Source organism: Edaphovirga cremea (assembly GCF_003332275.1).
GTDB classification, from domain to species: domain Bacteria; phylum Pseudomonadota; class Gammaproteobacteria; order Enterobacterales; family Enterobacteriaceae; genus Edaphovirga; species Edaphovirga cremea.
In genome coordinates, this window is the sequence record NZ_QOVA01000002.1 from 185,107 (window position 1) to 198,636 (window position 13,530).

The following is a 13,530-nucleotide window of genomic DNA, read 5'->3' on the forward strand; positions in this document are numbered from 1 at the left end:
GGCACTTTATACGTTTAATATAAAAAGGAGAATAGGATGAAAGTTGCAGTCCTCGGTGCGGCTGGTGGTATCGGTCAGGCTCTTGCCCTTCTGCTTAAGACCCAGTTGCCTTCAGGTTCAGAACTCTCTCTGTATGATATTGCCCCAGTTACCCCAGGGGTCGCAGTTGATTTAAGCCATATCCCTACGGCAGTAAAAATCAAAGGTTTCAGTGGTGAAGATGCCAAGCCTGCTTTGGTTGGCGCCGACGTTGTGCTGATTTCTGCGGGCGTCGCCCGTAAACCAGGAATGGATCGTTCTGATTTGTTCAATGTCAACGCGGGTATTGTGCGTAATCTGGTGCAGCAAATCGCCACTACCGCACCGAATGCCCTGATCGGTATCATCACCAATCCGGTTAACACCACGGTGGCGATTGCCGCAGAAGTGTTAAAAAAAGCCGGTGTTTACGACAAAAACAAACTGTTTGGCGTTACAACGCTGGATACCATTCGTTCAAATACCTTCGTTGCTGAACTGAAAGGCAAACAACCGCAGGATATCGAAGTTCCGGTGATTGGTGGACATTCTGGCGTCACTATTCTGCCTCTGTTGTCTCAGGTTCCAGGTATCAGCTTTACCGACAGTGAAGTTGCTGACCTGACCAAGCGTATCCAGAATGCAGGCACCGAAGTTGTTGAGGCCAAAGCTGGCGGCGGATCGGCGACCCTTTCTATGGGACAGGCGGCGGCACGCTTTGGCTTGTCACTGGTACGTGCACTGCAGGGCGAAAGCAATGTCGTTGAATGTGCCTATGTAGAAGGTGATGGCAAGTATGCCCGTTTCTTCGCTCAGCCACTGTTGCTCGGTAAGAACGGCGTAGAAGAACGTCGTGATATCGGTAAGCTCAGTGCTTATGAGCAGCAGGCGCTTGATGGCATGCTTGATGTACTGCACAAAGATATCGATCTGGGCGAGAAATTCGTCAACAACTGATCCTTTCGTTGCTGAAAGCGCGCAGTAAAATTACCCGTAATAACAAAACCGCCGACAACATGTCCGGCGGTTTTTTATGGTACCTGTGTCAGTCTTTTGTTCGACGGATCAGGCCTTTTCGATCTTTCAATTCTTGTGTTTCAGCATCGTAATACCGGCTTGGCCAGAGTTCTGATGGGTGAAGTTTAAGCGCATCTGCAATGAGCCACTCTCCCCGGGGCCAGGGACGAGATAATGCATTGGCCAGCGTTGATGAGCTTAATCCTGCGGCTCGTGAGACCGCCGCCAGGGTGGTTCCTTTTTTTCGTAGTGCAGCAATAATATCTGCAGGATGCCAATCCTGTTTCTTCGTAAGCATACCCCTACTCCTTTTATATACTTCGACCCGCCTGCCAGTCGATTCACTGGTGCGTTCCATGATCATGCCAAGTGAGATCATTTTAAAGAAAATATATAGCATCAAATTTCCTAAAAATTTTCAAATTTATTTCTATAATTTTAATGATTTTGTGCTTTGGCGTTGAGTGGCGTGTAATTTTGATGGATATAACAATATAAAGCAGTGATTAATTCTGAGTTTAATTCGTGTTGTTAACATATGATTTGGTTGATGAATGATGTTCTTTCTTAAAAATTCCAGAAAAAAATCAATATAGGTCTTTGTATTCTTATTGCAACTTGTATTTGGTTCTCTTTATAACTCCACTTTTAGAGTGAGGGTATTGCGCGTTAGTGGTATAACTGACGTGTAGTCGTTACGTTTATTATTAATGCGTAGCTGATGGATTTCGGTGAGCTCTGTTTATGTAATGATCGAAACCCATTCACAAGGATTTTAGAAACATTCCCTTTTTGTGTCTGAAACATTAATGCAGAGAAGAATGGCTATGAAACAAGAGTGGTTTGCAGCCAAGGAATTGGCCGGTGTTGGAGGTTTACCCACCACGCCTCAAGGAATAAATGGCATGGCTCGTCGTGAATCATGGGCGAAGCGTAAACGTAGTGGTGTGCAGGGAAGAGCGGTTGAGTATCATATTCAGAGCCTGCCACCCGCGGTACTAAGCTCTCTTTCGATCCAGGAACGATCGGCTGAGTACGTGATTAAACGGCAAGATCCTTTTTCAGTTTGGATCGAAAGCTATAACCAATTGACAGACGACGAGCGCCAAAAAGTGATCGCCATTATCATGCGTGAGGGGGTTGCCGGAATGATGCATAGATTGTTCGCCCGGCATGACACCAGGGAGTTGGAGGCCAGTCAGCCCTTGACTGTGGACTGACTGGTAAAAGACACCTCAGAAATCTCGTTTTACAGCCAGATGCGCCAGACCTTCCAGTGCAGTCCGGTAAGGTGTAGCTGGCAGTACCTGCAGAGCAGCGATAGCTTTATCGGCTTCTTGCTCTGCACGCAGGCGGGTATAGGCCAGTGAGCCAGCCTGATGCATGGTTTCAAGCACGGGTTCCAGCAAATGGCGACCATTACCTTGTTCGATCGCTTCACGGATCATTGCTGACTGCTGCGCGTTGCCATGTTTCATTGCGTGCAGCAGCGGCATAGTTGGTTTCCCCTCGTTGAGATCGTCCCCCGTATTTTTACCTAACGTGTCGCCATCTGCGTCGTAATCCAGCAAATCATCAATTAACTGGAAAGCGGTGCCGAGATACCGACCGTAATCCTGCAGTGCCTGCTCATGCGCGGGGGATGCACCCGCAAGGATCGCCGATGATTGCGCTGCGGCCTCGAATAAACGCGCCGTTTTGCTATAAATAACTCGCATGTAACTCTCTTCGGTAATATCGGGATCGTTACAGTTCATGAGCTGCAGGACTTCACCTTCCGCGATCACATTCACGGCTTCAGACATCAATGCCAGCACGCGCAGTGATTCCAGGCTGGTCATCATCTGAAATGCCCGGGTATAAATGAAATCCCCCACCAGAACACTGGCGGCGTTGCCAAAGGCCGCATTGGCCGTCGCCTTGCCCCTGCGCATGTCAGATTCGTCAACCACGTCGTCATGCAACAGCGTCGCGGTGTGGATAAACTCGATCAGCGCCGCCACGGTGACATGCTTGTTGCCCTGATATTGCAAGGCACGCGCAGCAAGCACAGCGATCATTGGGCGGATGCGTTTCCCCCCACCGCTGATTATGTAATAGCCCAGCTGATTGATGAGTGTGACATCGGAGTTCAACTGGTCGAGAATTGTAGCGTTCACGGCCGCCATGTCTTGTGCGGTTAAGTCGGTGATCTGTTCTAGGTTCATTGTTTTTTTTCAGCTGTGTTTCTCTCCACCGGGATGAGAACGCTGGTCAAATCGATTCATCGCGGTAACGGTGACTCTGATTGTACTTGAAAAATGCGAGAGATAAACGCCGCGTAATGAACTGTGCTTTTTTTCTTCTTTTGGCTTTATTCTGCTCTTGTCATCTGACTCTTTATTGCGTAGAATTCGCGCCCTATTGTGAATATTTATAGCGCGCTCTGTACTATAGAGTTGAGTGCGCGGAAAGCGGAGTTTTATATGTACGCGGTTTTCCAAAGTGGTGGTAAACAACACCGAGTAAGCGAAGGTCAGACCGTTCGCTTGGAAAAGCTGGACATCGCAACTGGTGAAACGATTGAGTTTGACCAAGTTCTGATGATTGCCAACGGTGAAGAAATCAATATCGGCCTTCCTTTAGTCGATGGCGGAAAAATCATAGCTGAAGTTGTTGCTCATGGTCGTGGCGAAAAAATCAAGATTGTTAAATTTCGTCGTCGTAAACACCACCGTAAGCAGCAAGGCCATCGTCAGTGGTTCACTGACGTGAAAATTACCGGCATCAGCGCTTAAGTTAAGGGGAGCAGATTAAATGGCACATAAAAAGGCTGGTGGCTCGACTCGTAACGGTCGCGACTCCGAAGCTAAACGTCTTGGCGTAAAACGCTTTGGCGGCGAAACCGTACTCGCAGGCAGCATCATTGTTCGTCAACGTGGTACCAAGTTCCACGCTGGCATCAACGTAGGTTGCGGCAAAGATCACACTCTGTTTGCTAAAGCTGACGGTAAAGTCAAGTTTGAAGTTAAAGGCCCGAATAACCGTAAATATATCAGCATCGTTGCTGAATAAGTTTTCGAGTCTTACCAACAGATGTCAGCCCCGCAACCCGTTGCGGGGCTTTTTACATTTTAGGTAGTAAAGCCCTCTGAGTTGAAAATGCATACCAAGCAGCAAGCTGGTGCAGGTATTTTTCTGGCAATGACCACCGCGGTCTGCTGGGGATCACTACCCATTGCCATGAAACAAGTCTTAGAGGTTATGGAGCCATACACCGTTGTGTGGTATCGCTTCAGTATTGCTGCAATCGGATTGGGAATAGTGCTGGCTTCGCGCCGTCAGTTGCCACCGATAAAAATTTTTCGCCATCGACGCTGGCTGGTGTTATTGGTGATTGCCACCTGTGGCCTGCTGGGAAATTTCATTTTTTTCAGCTCTTCATTGCAGTATCTCAGCCCGACCACTTCCCAGGTTATAGGTCAGCTTTCTCCCGTAGGGATGATGGTGGCAAGCGTATTTATCCTGAAAGAACGGATGCGAATCACCCAGGTGATTGGTGCCTGCATGTTGGTCTGCGGCTTGTTACTGTTTTTTAATACCAGCCTGATCGAAATTTTCACCCGGCTGACGGATTACACGCTGGGCGTGTTGCTGGGTGTGTGTGCGGCGACGGTATGGGTTTCGTATGGTGTGGCCCAAAAGGTGCTGTTGCGCCGGCTCGCATCGCAGCAGATACTATTATTACTGTACGCTTTATGTGCAATAGCGTTATTGCCCCTTGCAAAACCAGCCATGATTTTTCAGCTAAGTAGCTGGCAATTAGCCTGTTTACTGTTTTGTGGTGCCAATACGCTGATTGGATACGGTGCGCTGGCTGAAGCCATGGCGCGCTGGCAAGCAGCGCAGGTGAGTGCTTTAGTGACACTTACCCCGCTTTTTACACTGCTATTCTCGAATTTGCTGGCATTGGCCTGGCCTGACATTTTCGCCGTTCCTGCACTTAATGTTGTGGGTTATATCGGCGCATTTGTCGTGGTTTCTGGTGCGATGTTTTCCGCGATAGGTCACCGATGGTGGCCACGCCGGGCAGATAAAAGCTTGGTTGCTCAGCTAAAGCAGCCTGGTGAATGATTTACGGAGACAACAAATGAAGTTTGTAGATGAAGCCACAATTTTAGTTGTGGCAGGTGATGGCGGTAATGGATGTGTGAGCTTCCGCCGCGAAAAATATATTCCTCACGGTGGCCCGGATGGCGGCGACGGTGGCGACGGTGGTGATGTGTATTTGCTGGCCGATGAAAACCTCAATACCCTGATCGACTACCGTTTTGAGAAGTCTTTCCGTGCTGAGCGGGGCGAGAACGGTCATAGCCGCGATTGCACCGGTAAGCGCGGTAAAGATATCACCATTAAAGTTCCTGTCGGCACCCGTGTGCTTGATCAGGGTACCGGTGAAATTCTCGGTGACATGACCCGTCCCCAACAACGTTTGATGGTTGCCAAGGGCGGTTTCCACGGTCTGGGCAATACCCGTTTCAAATCTTCCGTTAACCGTACGCCGCGTCAGAAAACGATGGGGACCGAAGGTGAGAAACGTGAGATCGATCTGGAACTGCTGCTGCTGGCCGACGTCGGGATGCTGGGCTTACCGAATGCCGGTAAATCGACCTTCATCCGTTCTGTTTCAGCCGCAAAACCAAAAGTGGCGGATTATCCATTCACTACGCTGATTCCTAGTCTCGGTGTTGTGCGCATGGATAACGAGCAGAGTTTCGTGATCGCGGACATTCCAGGGCTGATTGAAGGTGCTTCCGATGGCGCAGGTCTGGGGATTCGTTTCCTCAAGCACCTTGAGCGTTGCCGCGTGCTGCTGCATCTCATCGACCTGGCACCTATTGATGAATCGGATCCGACTGAAAACGCGCGTATTATTGTGAATGAATTACAAAAATACAGCGAAAATCTGGCGCAGAAACCGCGTTGGTTAGTGTTCAACAAGGTTGACCTGATCGGTGAGGAAGAAGCCGCGGAGCGTGCGAAAGCCATCGTTGAGGCGCTGGGTTGGGAAGACAAGTATTATCAAATCTCCGCGATGAACCGCGATGGTGTGAATGCGCTGTGCTGGGACGTCATGAATTTCCTCAATACTCAGCCGCGTGCGATGGCGATTGCCGAAAGTACGCCAGAGAAAGTGGAATTCATGTGGGACGATTATCACCGCGAACAGTTGGCTGAAGTGGAAGCGGAAGCCGATGACGATTGGGATGATGACTGGGATGAAGATGACGACGAAGGCGTCGAAGTCATTTACCAGCACTGATTTCCTGTTTAGGTTCGGGGCGTGTTAGTCAGTCAGAGGGGTTGCTTTTAAGCAGCCCCTTTTTTGTTGCCTGTGACATTCATTGCAACACGGGGTAACCAGCATTGCGCGCAAAGGCCAGATCGGTCTGTGCGATTCTGTAACGTCAACTCGCCCTGATGAAGTTGGGTGATGCGGATAACGATATTCAAACCAAGCCCACTTCCGCCATAGCGTTGATCCATTCGTTTAAACGCCTGGGTGAGCTCTCCCGCCATTTTCTCTTCAATACCCGGGCCTTCGTCTAAAACAGTCAGTAGCACCCCGTCACGTTCTTGTGAGAGCGTAATCGTAATACTGCTGTTTTCCGGGCTGTAACGATAGGCGTTTTCGACCAGATTTCTGAGTAACAAGCGCAACAGAACGGCGTCACCCTGTACCTGCGCATGCAGGGGCAACTGCCAATTCAGGTGCTGCTGCCGCTGATTGGCCATTTCAGTCAGTTCTTCCTTTAGCGGTTCAATCACGTTTGTAATCCAATCAACCTGTTGATATTGGCCGCTGGCAAAGTTTTGCCCGGCGCGGGATAACATCAGCAGTTGCTCAACAGTGTGCATCAGTTGATCGAGACGAGCGATGAGGGAACGACTTTCGGTAATACCTTTTTTTTCCAGAAGTTCGAGATGCAGCCGAATCCCGGCCAGTGGCGTGCGCAGTTCATGTGCCGCATCGGCGGTAAAGTGCCGTTCCTGTTGAATGGTGTTGCCAAGCCGCGCCAGCAGTTGATTCAACGCGGTTGTCACAGCGGCGACTTCCTGCGTGTCGTTATTTACGGGTATCGGCGTCAGGTTGTCGGCAGAACGTGTTTCAAGACGTCGTTGCAGTTGGTTCAGCGGGCGGATAATCCAACTGATTGCCCAAAAGGAGAGCAGCAGGGTCACTGACATCATGATGAGCGACGGGGCCAGCAGAGAAGCCACGGCTTCTGCTATTTCCGTTTCAACATGCTCGTTACGGACTTTGGCTGACAACGTATCATCTACCAGAAGGCTGATTTGCTCCCGACTCTCATGCCACAACCAGAAAACGCTGATCAGTTGCGTTACCAACAAAATCAGCGCCAGCATTAGCAATAATCGGCGACGCATACTGATCATGATTCTTTTTCCAGGCGATAACCGATACCCCGTACCGTGCGGATTCGCTCTTTGCCCAGCTTGCGACGCAAGTTATGTACATGAACTTCCAGGGTATTTGAACCAAGATCGTCTTGCCAGGTGTAGAGATCCTGTTGTAACAGTTCGCGGTTTACCGTTTGTCCGGCACGCATTATCAGACGGGAAAGAATCGCAAACTCTTTAGGCGTGATTTCCAACTCTTTCCCCTGCATGGTGACCTGCTGCGAAGAGAGGTTAAGTTGCAAGTCATCGAGGATGAGTAAGTTGTCACTGTGCCCCTGAAAACGCCGAATCAACGCGCGTACGCGGGCAAGCAATTCGGCCAGGGCAAAAGGCTTGATGAGATAATCATCTGCCCCGGCATCCAATCCATCGACACGATCTTCCATGGCGTCACGGGCGGTGAGGATCAGCACGGGCAGCGAAATACTCTCCCGCCGCCATTGACGCAACAAAGATGTGCCATCCCGGTCCGGCAGACCGAGATCCAGAATCACCATGCTGTACTGACTGCTAATGATGTAACTGCTCGCCTGCGCAGCCGTTGATGCACAGTCACAGGCATAACCTTCCCCAACCAACGCCATTGTCAGCCCTTGCTGGAGTAGTTCATCATCTTCAACAATCAGTATTTTCATAGGTGTCAGTTATTCTGATAGATGTCCTTGTACAGCCGGCTTTCAAATCGCACCAGAGGGGCTCTGCGCGTACGTTGATCTTCTGGCGGAACAGCATAACCCGACAGGAATTGTACGAACGCCATGCGTTGCCCACTGGCCGTGGTGATAAAGCCCGCCAGATTGTATACGCCTTGCAAGGCTCCGGTTTTTGCCGACACTTTGCCATCCACACCCGCTTCATGCAGGCCACCGCGATAGCGCAGCGTACCATCGTAACCAGAGAGTGGTAACATGGTGATAAAATTGAGTTCCTGATCGTGCTGGGCAATATATTGTAGCGCTTGCATCATCGTAGCAGGTGCCAGCAAGTTGTGCCGCGACAGGCCCGAACCATCCACCACAATGCTGTTGCCGAGATCGACTCCGGCCTTCTGCTTCAGAACCTGCCGCACAGCATCTGCTCCCGCGCGCCATGTGCCGGGAACGCCAAAACGTTGGTGACCAATGGTGCGGAATACGGTATCGGCGATCATATTGTCCGATTTTTTCAGCATGATTTTGAGCAGTTCATGCAGCGGAGCTGACTGAGTCTGCGCCAGAATGGTGCCCGCAGGAGACGGCGTCGTTTGACGTTTAAGGTTGCCGTCGATCTGAATGCCTGCCTGGATAAGCTCATCTTTCAGGATCGCACCAGCATAACTCGCACCGTCCTGAATGGCGAAGGCCAGCGGGAGAGGATCGCCGCGCTGAGTCAGACAACCCGTCAGCGTGAAACGATTGAGTTCGCCGGGTACGACGTCAAGCTCACAATATTGGGCATCCGGCGACCCCTTGGCCAGCGTGCGGACCTGGCTGAACATGTGCACCGGGTAATACGATGCCACGCGGATAAACGCCATATCGCCCGGTTTCGGGGCGCTATAGAGTGACACGGAGAAGCAATTGCGATCCACAATGGCGGCAGCCGGTGGCGCACTGAAACATTGGGTAATGTCGTTCCACGGCCAGCCCGGTGCTTTGTCATGGCTGGCAAAAACCGAGGTATCAATGATCACATCGCCAGTGATTTCTCGTACGCCCTGTTTTTTCAGCACCGCCACCATATTGCGCAAACTCTGGCGTCTGAGGGTGGGATCACCGCCAAACCGGGCAGTCAGGCTGCCGCGTAATACGCCATCTGCAATCGGAGCATGGCTTTCCAGCGTGGTGTTAAAGCGAAAATCAGGTCCTAACTGCAACAATGCAGCAAGGGCAGTCAATACCTTCTGGGTACTGGCTGGCAGCGCCATCTGTTGACCGTGATAATCGATAGTCGGTGAGCTGGCTCCCACCTTTTGTACCAACAGTGCCAGATTCGTTCCATCTGGCAGGTACTGAGTATAATCTTCAACCTGAGCAGCATTGGCAGTAAAGACAAATGCACAGGCTAATCCACTGACAATTCGTGAAAAACGCATAATCTCGGGGCAACAGCTGGATAACGTGCTGTCATACTACGGTGCAAAGAGGGACAAAGTAAACGATGACCCTCAATGAACTCTACGTTAAAATGCACATCAAAATGCAAAACCGAACTTGGCTGGGGCATATGCTCCGGGTCAGGTTTCTTTTATTTATCACTTAGAGGCGAGCGGTTCGAGCAGCCGTTCGCATTGACATCCTAATACGTCAGGACGACGGATTTTTGAACAGGAAAGATTTAGAGGTAGTTATATTATGAAACAGATTCCGATGACATTGCGTGGTGCTGAAAAACTGCGTGAAGAGCTTGATTTTCTTAAGACTGTTCGCCGCCCAAAAATTATTTCCGATATAGCGGACGCACGTGAACATGGTGATTTGAAAGAGAATGCCGAGTATCATGCCGCGCGTGAGCAGCAGGGTTTTTGTGAAGGCCGTATTCAGGAAATCGAAGCCAAGCTGTCAAATTGCCAGGTGATCGACATCACAAAAATGCCAAATAATGGCCGGGTGATTTTTGGTGCAACGGTGAAAGTACAGAATCTCGATACCGATGATGAACAGACTTACCGTATCGTTGGCGATGATGAGGCTGATTTTAAACAGAACCTTATTTCGGTGAATTCACCTATCGCGCGTGGGCTGATTGGTAAGGAAAAGGACGACGTTGTCGTGATCCGCACCCCAGGTGGCGATGTCGAGTTTGAAATTCTTGATGTAGACTACCTCTAGGGTTTGCCATTCCATCCGTAATACCGCTACTTTTGTAAAGAAAAGAAAAAGGCCGCATGCGGCCTTTTATCAGAGCAGTGCACGTGGCACCTTTTCGCTAAGCTGGAAAGGATTAACGCGGTAAACTGATCTTCCGCTCTTTGGCAGGGCGGTAAAGAACCAGCACACTACCGATGATTTGCACATTGCACGCGCCGGTTTCACGCACGATAGCATCAGCGATCAGCGTTTTTGTTTCGCGCTCTTCAGCGGCGATCTTCACTTTGATCAGTTCGTGATGTTCCAGCGCCTGCTCGATCTCGGCCAGCACCCCTTCGGTGAGCCCGTTATTGCCCAGCATGACAACCGGTTTTAATGGATGCGCCAGGCCTTTCAGGTGCTGTTTTTGTTTGTTATTAAGATTCATTGTCTTTTTTGCTTAGGTTGGGATTGAAAACGGGTCATTCTACCGCCATCTCATGTGTATCACCAAATCGGCATGTGCCGAGAAGTGGCCAACGCGAGCTAAGCAATTGATGCCATGACTCTAAGAGCCTGTTACACAGACTTTAAATCAGGATAGTTGGAAAAATAGATGGCTAATAAAAAGCGTTCGGCTAGCTCCAGTCGCTGGCTACAAGAACACTTTAGCGATAAATATGTACTTGAAGCGCAGAAAAAAGGGCTGCGCTCGCGCGCCTGGTTTAAACTAGATGAAATACAACAGGGCGACAAATTATTCAAACCGGGTATGACCGTCGTTGATTTGGGAGCAGCACCCGGCGGCTGGTCTCAGTATGTTGTTACTCAGATCGGGGGCAATGGCCGCATTATCGCCTGCGATCTTTTACCTATGGATCCTATAGTCGGTGTCGATTTCCTTCAGGGCGATTTTCGTGATCCAATGGTTCTGAAAGCCCTGCTGGAGAGGGTAGGAGATAATAAAGTCCAGGTGGTCATGTCTGATATGGCCCCAAATATGAGTGGTACTCCGGCGGTCGATATTCCTAAATCGATGTATCTGGTTGAATTAGCGCTGGATATGTGTCGTGATGTATTAGCGCCAGGCGGAAGTTTCCTGGTGAAGGTGTTCCAGGGGGAAGGTTTTGATGAATACCTGCGGGAAATTCGCTCCCTGTTTACGAAAGTCAAGATTCGTAAGCCAGACGCTTCCCGTGCACGTTCACGGGAAGTGTACATCGTAGCGACAGGGCGCAAACTGTAGTACCCTAACGCTGTTTGTTAACACAGTTGTAATATGAGGTTAATCCCTTGAGTGACATGGCGAAAAACCTGATTCTCTGGTTAGTCATCGCAGTAGTTTTGATGTCAGTATTCCAGAGCTTCGGGCCCAGCGAGTCGAATGGCCGTAAAGTAGATTATTCTACTTTCATGTCCGAATTGACCCAAGATCAGATTCGTGAAGCACGTATCAACGGACGTGAGATCAACGTTACCAAGAAAGATAGTAACCGATACACGACTTATATCCCCGTCAGCGATCCCAGGTTGCTGGATACGTTGTTGACGAAGAATGTGAAAGTTGTCGGTGAACCGCCGGAAGAACCGAGTTTGCTGGCTTCTATCTTTATTTCCTGGTTCCCAATGCTGTTGTTGATTGGGGTCTGGATCTTCTTTATGCGGCAAATGCAGGGCGGCGGTGGCAAGGGCGCGATGTCCTTTGGCAAAAGCAAAGCCCGAATGCTGACTGAAGACCAGATTAAAACGACGTTCGCGGACGTTGCTGGTTGCGACGAAGCGAAGGAAGAGGTGAGCGAGCTGGTTGATTACCTGCGCGAACCAAGCCGTTTCCAGAAACTGGGCGGTAAAATTCCTAAAGGCGTTCTGATGGTTGGGCCTCCGGGTACAGGTAAAACCTTGCTGGCGAAAGCCATTGCGGGTGAAGCCAAAGTACCGTTCTTTACTATTTCGGGTTCTGACTTTGTTGAAATGTTTGTGGGTGTGGGTGCTTCCCGTGTCCGTGACATGTTCGAACAAGCGAAGAAGGCCGCACCTTGTATCATCTTCATCGATGAAATCGATGCCGTAGGTCGTCAGCGTGGCGCGGGTCTGGGTGGCGGTCATGACGAACGCGAACAAACCCTGAACCAATTGCTGGTTGAGATGGACGGTTTCGAAGGCAACGAAGGAATCATCGTCATTGCGGCAACCAACCGCCCTGACGTGCTTGACCCTGCGTTACTGCGTCCGGGCCGTTTTGACCGTCAGGTCATTGTGGGTCTGCCAGATGTGCGTGGACGTGAACAGATTCTGAAAGTGCATATGCGCCGTGTTCCACTGGCACCGGATGTTGAACCATCTGTGATTGCCCGTGGTACCCCAGGTTTCTCCGGTGCCGATCTGGCGAACCTGGTCAACGAAGCTGCGCTGTTTGCCGCTCGTGGCAGTAAACGTGTTGTATCGATGATGGAATTCGAGAAAGCCAAAGACAAGATCATGATGGGTGCTGAGCGCCGCTCCATGGTCATGACGGAAGCGCAAAAAGAGTCCACTGCGTATCATGAAGCAGGCCATGCCATTATCGGCCGCCTGGTTCCTGAGCACGATCCGGTACATAAAGTCACGATTATTCCGCGTGGCCGTGCATTGGGTGTGACGTTCTTCCTGCCGGTGGGTGATGCGATCAGTGCAAGTCGCCAGAAGCTTGAGAGTCAAATCTCGACGCTGTACGGTGGCCGTCTGGCTGAAGAGATCATTTACGGTGTGGAAAAAGTGTCTACTGGCGCGTCGAATGACATCAAAGTGGCAACGTCCATTGCGCGTAACATGGTGACCCAATGGGGCTTCTCTGAGAAGCTGGGGCCGCTGTTGTATGCGGAAGAAGAGGGTGAAGTCTTCCTTGGTCGTTCAGTGGCGAAAGCCAAACACATGTCTGACGAAACGGCACGTATCATCGATCAGGAAGTTAAATCCCTGATTGAGCGGAACTATATCCGTGCCCGTAAGCTGCTGATGGAAAATATGGATATCCTGCATTCCATGAAGGATGCACTGATGAAATATGAAACCATCGACGCACCACAGATTGACGATCTGATGAACCGTAAAGATGTGCGACCACCAGCTGGCTGGGATGACGTAACGAAAAGCGATAATTCCAACAATAGCGGCACACCTACAGCGCCAACGCCTGTTGATGAACCACGTACGCCTAATCCAGGCAATACGATGTCGGAACAGTTGGGCGACAAGTAAGCCTCAGGTTGCTTAATGGTCTGCTGAA

Annotated in this window: 15 protein-coding genes; 9 read left to right on the plus strand and 6 right to left on the minus strand. The window is 50.3% G+C overall.

Translation table 11 applies throughout. The annotated features are described in order from the left end of the window. Positions 1–36 precede the first annotated feature (36 nt). Positions 37–975: a malate dehydrogenase gene (gene mdh / locus DRI82_RS03800; protein WP_114192170.1), complete on the plus strand. Its 939-nt coding sequence runs from the start codon at positions 37–39 to the stop codon at positions 973–975. Between the two features lie 88 nt (positions 976–1,063). Here the strand turns inward: mdh and DRI82_RS03805 are convergent, their stop codons facing one another. After that, on the minus strand, positions 1,064–1,333 hold the full coding sequence (locus tag DRI82_RS03805) for a helix-turn-helix domain-containing protein (RefSeq protein ID WP_114192171.1): 270 nt from the start codon (positions 1,331–1,333) through the stop codon (positions 1,064–1,066). A gap of 529 nt (positions 1,334–1,862) precedes the next feature. Here DRI82_RS03805 and DRI82_RS03810 point away from each other — a divergent pair. After that, positions 1,863–2,255, plus strand: a complete 393-nt coding sequence (locus tag DRI82_RS03810) for a DNA-binding protein (protein WP_114192412.1) — start codon at positions 1,863–1,865, stop codon at positions 2,253–2,255. Between the two features lie 15 nt (positions 2,256–2,270). Here the strand turns inward: DRI82_RS03810 and ispB are convergent, their stop codons facing one another. Next, positions 2,271–3,242, minus strand: coding sequence for an octaprenyl diphosphate synthase (gene ispB, locus DRI82_RS03815; RefSeq protein WP_114192172.1), 972 nt, complete (start codon positions 3,240–3,242; stop codon positions 2,271–2,273). 258 nt (positions 3,243–3,500) lie between these two features. Here ispB and rplU point away from each other — a divergent pair, with 258 nt between their 5' ends. The 4 genes from rplU to cgtA all read left to right on the plus strand — a co-directional run bounded on the left by rplU (position 3,501) and on the right by cgtA (position 6,337). Continuing rightward, positions 3,501–3,812, plus strand: a complete 312-nt coding sequence (gene rplU, locus DRI82_RS03820; RefSeq protein WP_114192173.1) for a 50S ribosomal protein L21 — start codon at positions 3,501–3,503, stop codon at positions 3,810–3,812. Positions 3,813–3,831: 19 nt separating this feature from the next. After that, a complete protein-coding gene (gene rpmA, locus DRI82_RS03825; protein WP_114192174.1) occupies positions 3,832–4,089 on the plus strand; it encodes a 50S ribosomal protein L27 in 258 nt (85 codons plus the stop codon). A gap of 87 nt (positions 4,090–4,176) precedes the next feature. Further along, entirely contained in the window at positions 4,177–5,148 is a 972-nt protein-coding gene (locus DRI82_RS03830) for a DMT family transporter (RefSeq protein ID WP_114192175.1), read from the plus strand. Positions 5,149–5,164: 16 nt separating this feature from the next. Beyond that, complete coding sequence (gene cgtA / locus DRI82_RS03835) at positions 5,165–6,337, plus strand: Obg family GTPase CgtA (protein WP_114192176.1); 1,173 nt, start codon at positions 5,165–5,167, stop codon at positions 6,335–6,337. Between the two features lie 47 nt (positions 6,338–6,384). On the opposite strand, the gene pmrB is transcribed toward cgtA, so the two are convergent. From pmrB to dacB, 3 genes are read right to left on the minus strand one after another with little or no spacing between them, the layout of a single operon-like run. Continuing rightward, positions 6,385–7,473 (minus strand): two-component system sensor histidine kinase PmrB, encoded by a 1,089-nt coding sequence (gene pmrB / locus DRI82_RS03840; RefSeq protein WP_114192177.1) that lies wholly within the window; start codon positions 7,471–7,473, stop codon positions 6,385–6,387. Further along, a complete protein-coding gene (pmrA, locus tag DRI82_RS03845) occupies positions 7,470–8,132 on the minus strand; it encodes a two-component system response regulator PmrA (protein ID WP_114192178.1) in 663 nt (220 codons plus the stop codon). The genes pmrB and pmrA overlap by 4 nt, the downstream gene beginning before the upstream one ends. A 5-nt stretch (positions 8,133–8,137) precedes the next feature. Then, positions 8,138–9,571: a serine-type D-Ala-D-Ala carboxypeptidase gene (gene dacB, locus DRI82_RS03850; protein ID WP_114192179.1), complete on the minus strand. Its 1,434-nt coding sequence runs from the start codon at positions 9,569–9,571 to the stop codon at positions 8,138–8,140. Positions 9,572–9,830: 259 nt separating this feature from the next. Between dacB and greA the strand changes: the two genes are divergently transcribed. Beyond that, the gene (greA, locus tag DRI82_RS03855) at positions 9,831–10,307 is read left to right on the plus strand and encodes a transcription elongation factor GreA (RefSeq protein WP_114192180.1); all 477 of its coding nucleotides are present in this window, start codon (positions 9,831–9,833) and stop codon (positions 10,305–10,307) included. Between the two features lie 112 nt (positions 10,308–10,419). Here greA and yhbY read toward each other — a convergent pair whose 3' ends face one another. Further along, positions 10,420–10,713 (minus strand): ribosome assembly RNA-binding protein YhbY, encoded by a 294-nt coding sequence (yhbY, locus tag DRI82_RS03860; RefSeq protein ID WP_114192413.1) that lies wholly within the window; start codon positions 10,711–10,713, stop codon positions 10,420–10,422. A 168-nt stretch (positions 10,714–10,881) separates the two neighbouring features. Between yhbY and rlmE the strand changes: the two genes are divergently transcribed. Both rlmE and ftsH read left to right on the plus strand, forming a co-directional pair. Next, complete coding sequence (gene rlmE / locus DRI82_RS03865; protein ID WP_114192181.1) at positions 10,882–11,511, plus strand: 23S rRNA (uridine(2552)-2'-O)-methyltransferase RlmE; 630 nt, start codon at positions 10,882–10,884, stop codon at positions 11,509–11,511. A gap of 56 nt (positions 11,512–11,567) precedes the next feature. Then, positions 11,568–13,502, plus strand: a complete 1,935-nt coding sequence (gene ftsH / locus DRI82_RS03870) for an ATP-dependent zinc metalloprotease FtsH (RefSeq protein ID WP_114192182.1) — start codon at positions 11,568–11,570, stop codon at positions 13,500–13,502. The last annotated feature ends 28 nt before the right edge of the window (positions 13,503–13,530 follow it).

What these genes read in the sequence shown, in the direction of transcription:
- mdh (WP_114192170.1), top strand. Translation starts at nt 37, where the DNA reads ATGAAAGTTGCAGTCCTCGGTGCGGCTGGTGGTATCGGTCAGGCTCTT.
- DRI82_RS03805 (WP_114192171.1), bottom strand. Translation starts at nt 1,333, where the DNA reads ATGCTTACGAAGAAACAGGATTGGCATCCTGCAGATATTATTGCTGCA.
- DRI82_RS03810 (WP_114192412.1), top strand. Translation starts at nt 1,863, where the DNA reads ATGAAACAAGAGTGGTTTGCAGCCAAGGAATTGGCCGGTGTTGGAGGT.
- ispB (WP_114192172.1), bottom strand. Translation starts at nt 3,242, where the DNA reads ATGAACCTAGAACAGATCACCGACTTAACCGCACAAGACATGGCGGCC.
- rplU (WP_114192173.1), top strand. Translation starts at nt 3,501, where the DNA reads ATGTACGCGGTTTTCCAAAGTGGTGGTAAACAACACCGAGTAAGCGAA.
- rpmA (WP_114192174.1), top strand. Translation starts at nt 3,832, where the DNA reads ATGGCACATAAAAAGGCTGGTGGCTCGACTCGTAACGGTCGCGACTCC.
- DRI82_RS03830 (WP_114192175.1), top strand. Translation starts at nt 4,177, where the DNA reads ATGCATACCAAGCAGCAAGCTGGTGCAGGTATTTTTCTGGCAATGACC.
- cgtA (WP_114192176.1), top strand. Translation starts at nt 5,165, where the DNA reads ATGAAGTTTGTAGATGAAGCCACAATTTTAGTTGTGGCAGGTGATGGC.
- pmrB (WP_114192177.1), bottom strand. Translation starts at nt 7,473, where the DNA reads ATGATCAGTATGCGTCGCCGATTATTGCTAATGCTGGCGCTGATTTTG.
- pmrA (WP_114192178.1), bottom strand. Translation starts at nt 8,132, where the DNA reads ATGAAAATACTGATTGTTGAAGATGATGAACTACTCCAGCAAGGGCTG.
- dacB (WP_114192179.1), bottom strand. Translation starts at nt 9,571, where the DNA reads ATGCGTTTTTCACGAATTGTCAGTGGATTAGCCTGTGCATTTGTCTTT.
- greA (WP_114192180.1), top strand. Translation starts at nt 9,831, where the DNA reads ATGAAACAGATTCCGATGACATTGCGTGGTGCTGAAAAACTGCGTGAA.
- yhbY (WP_114192413.1), bottom strand. Translation starts at nt 10,713, where the DNA reads ATGAATCTTAATAACAAACAAAAACAGCACCTGAAAGGCCTGGCGCAT.
- rlmE (WP_114192181.1), top strand. Translation starts at nt 10,882, where the DNA reads ATGGCTAATAAAAAGCGTTCGGCTAGCTCCAGTCGCTGGCTACAAGAA.
- ftsH (WP_114192182.1), top strand. Translation starts at nt 11,568, where the DNA reads ATGGCGAAAAACCTGATTCTCTGGTTAGTCATCGCAGTAGTTTTGATG.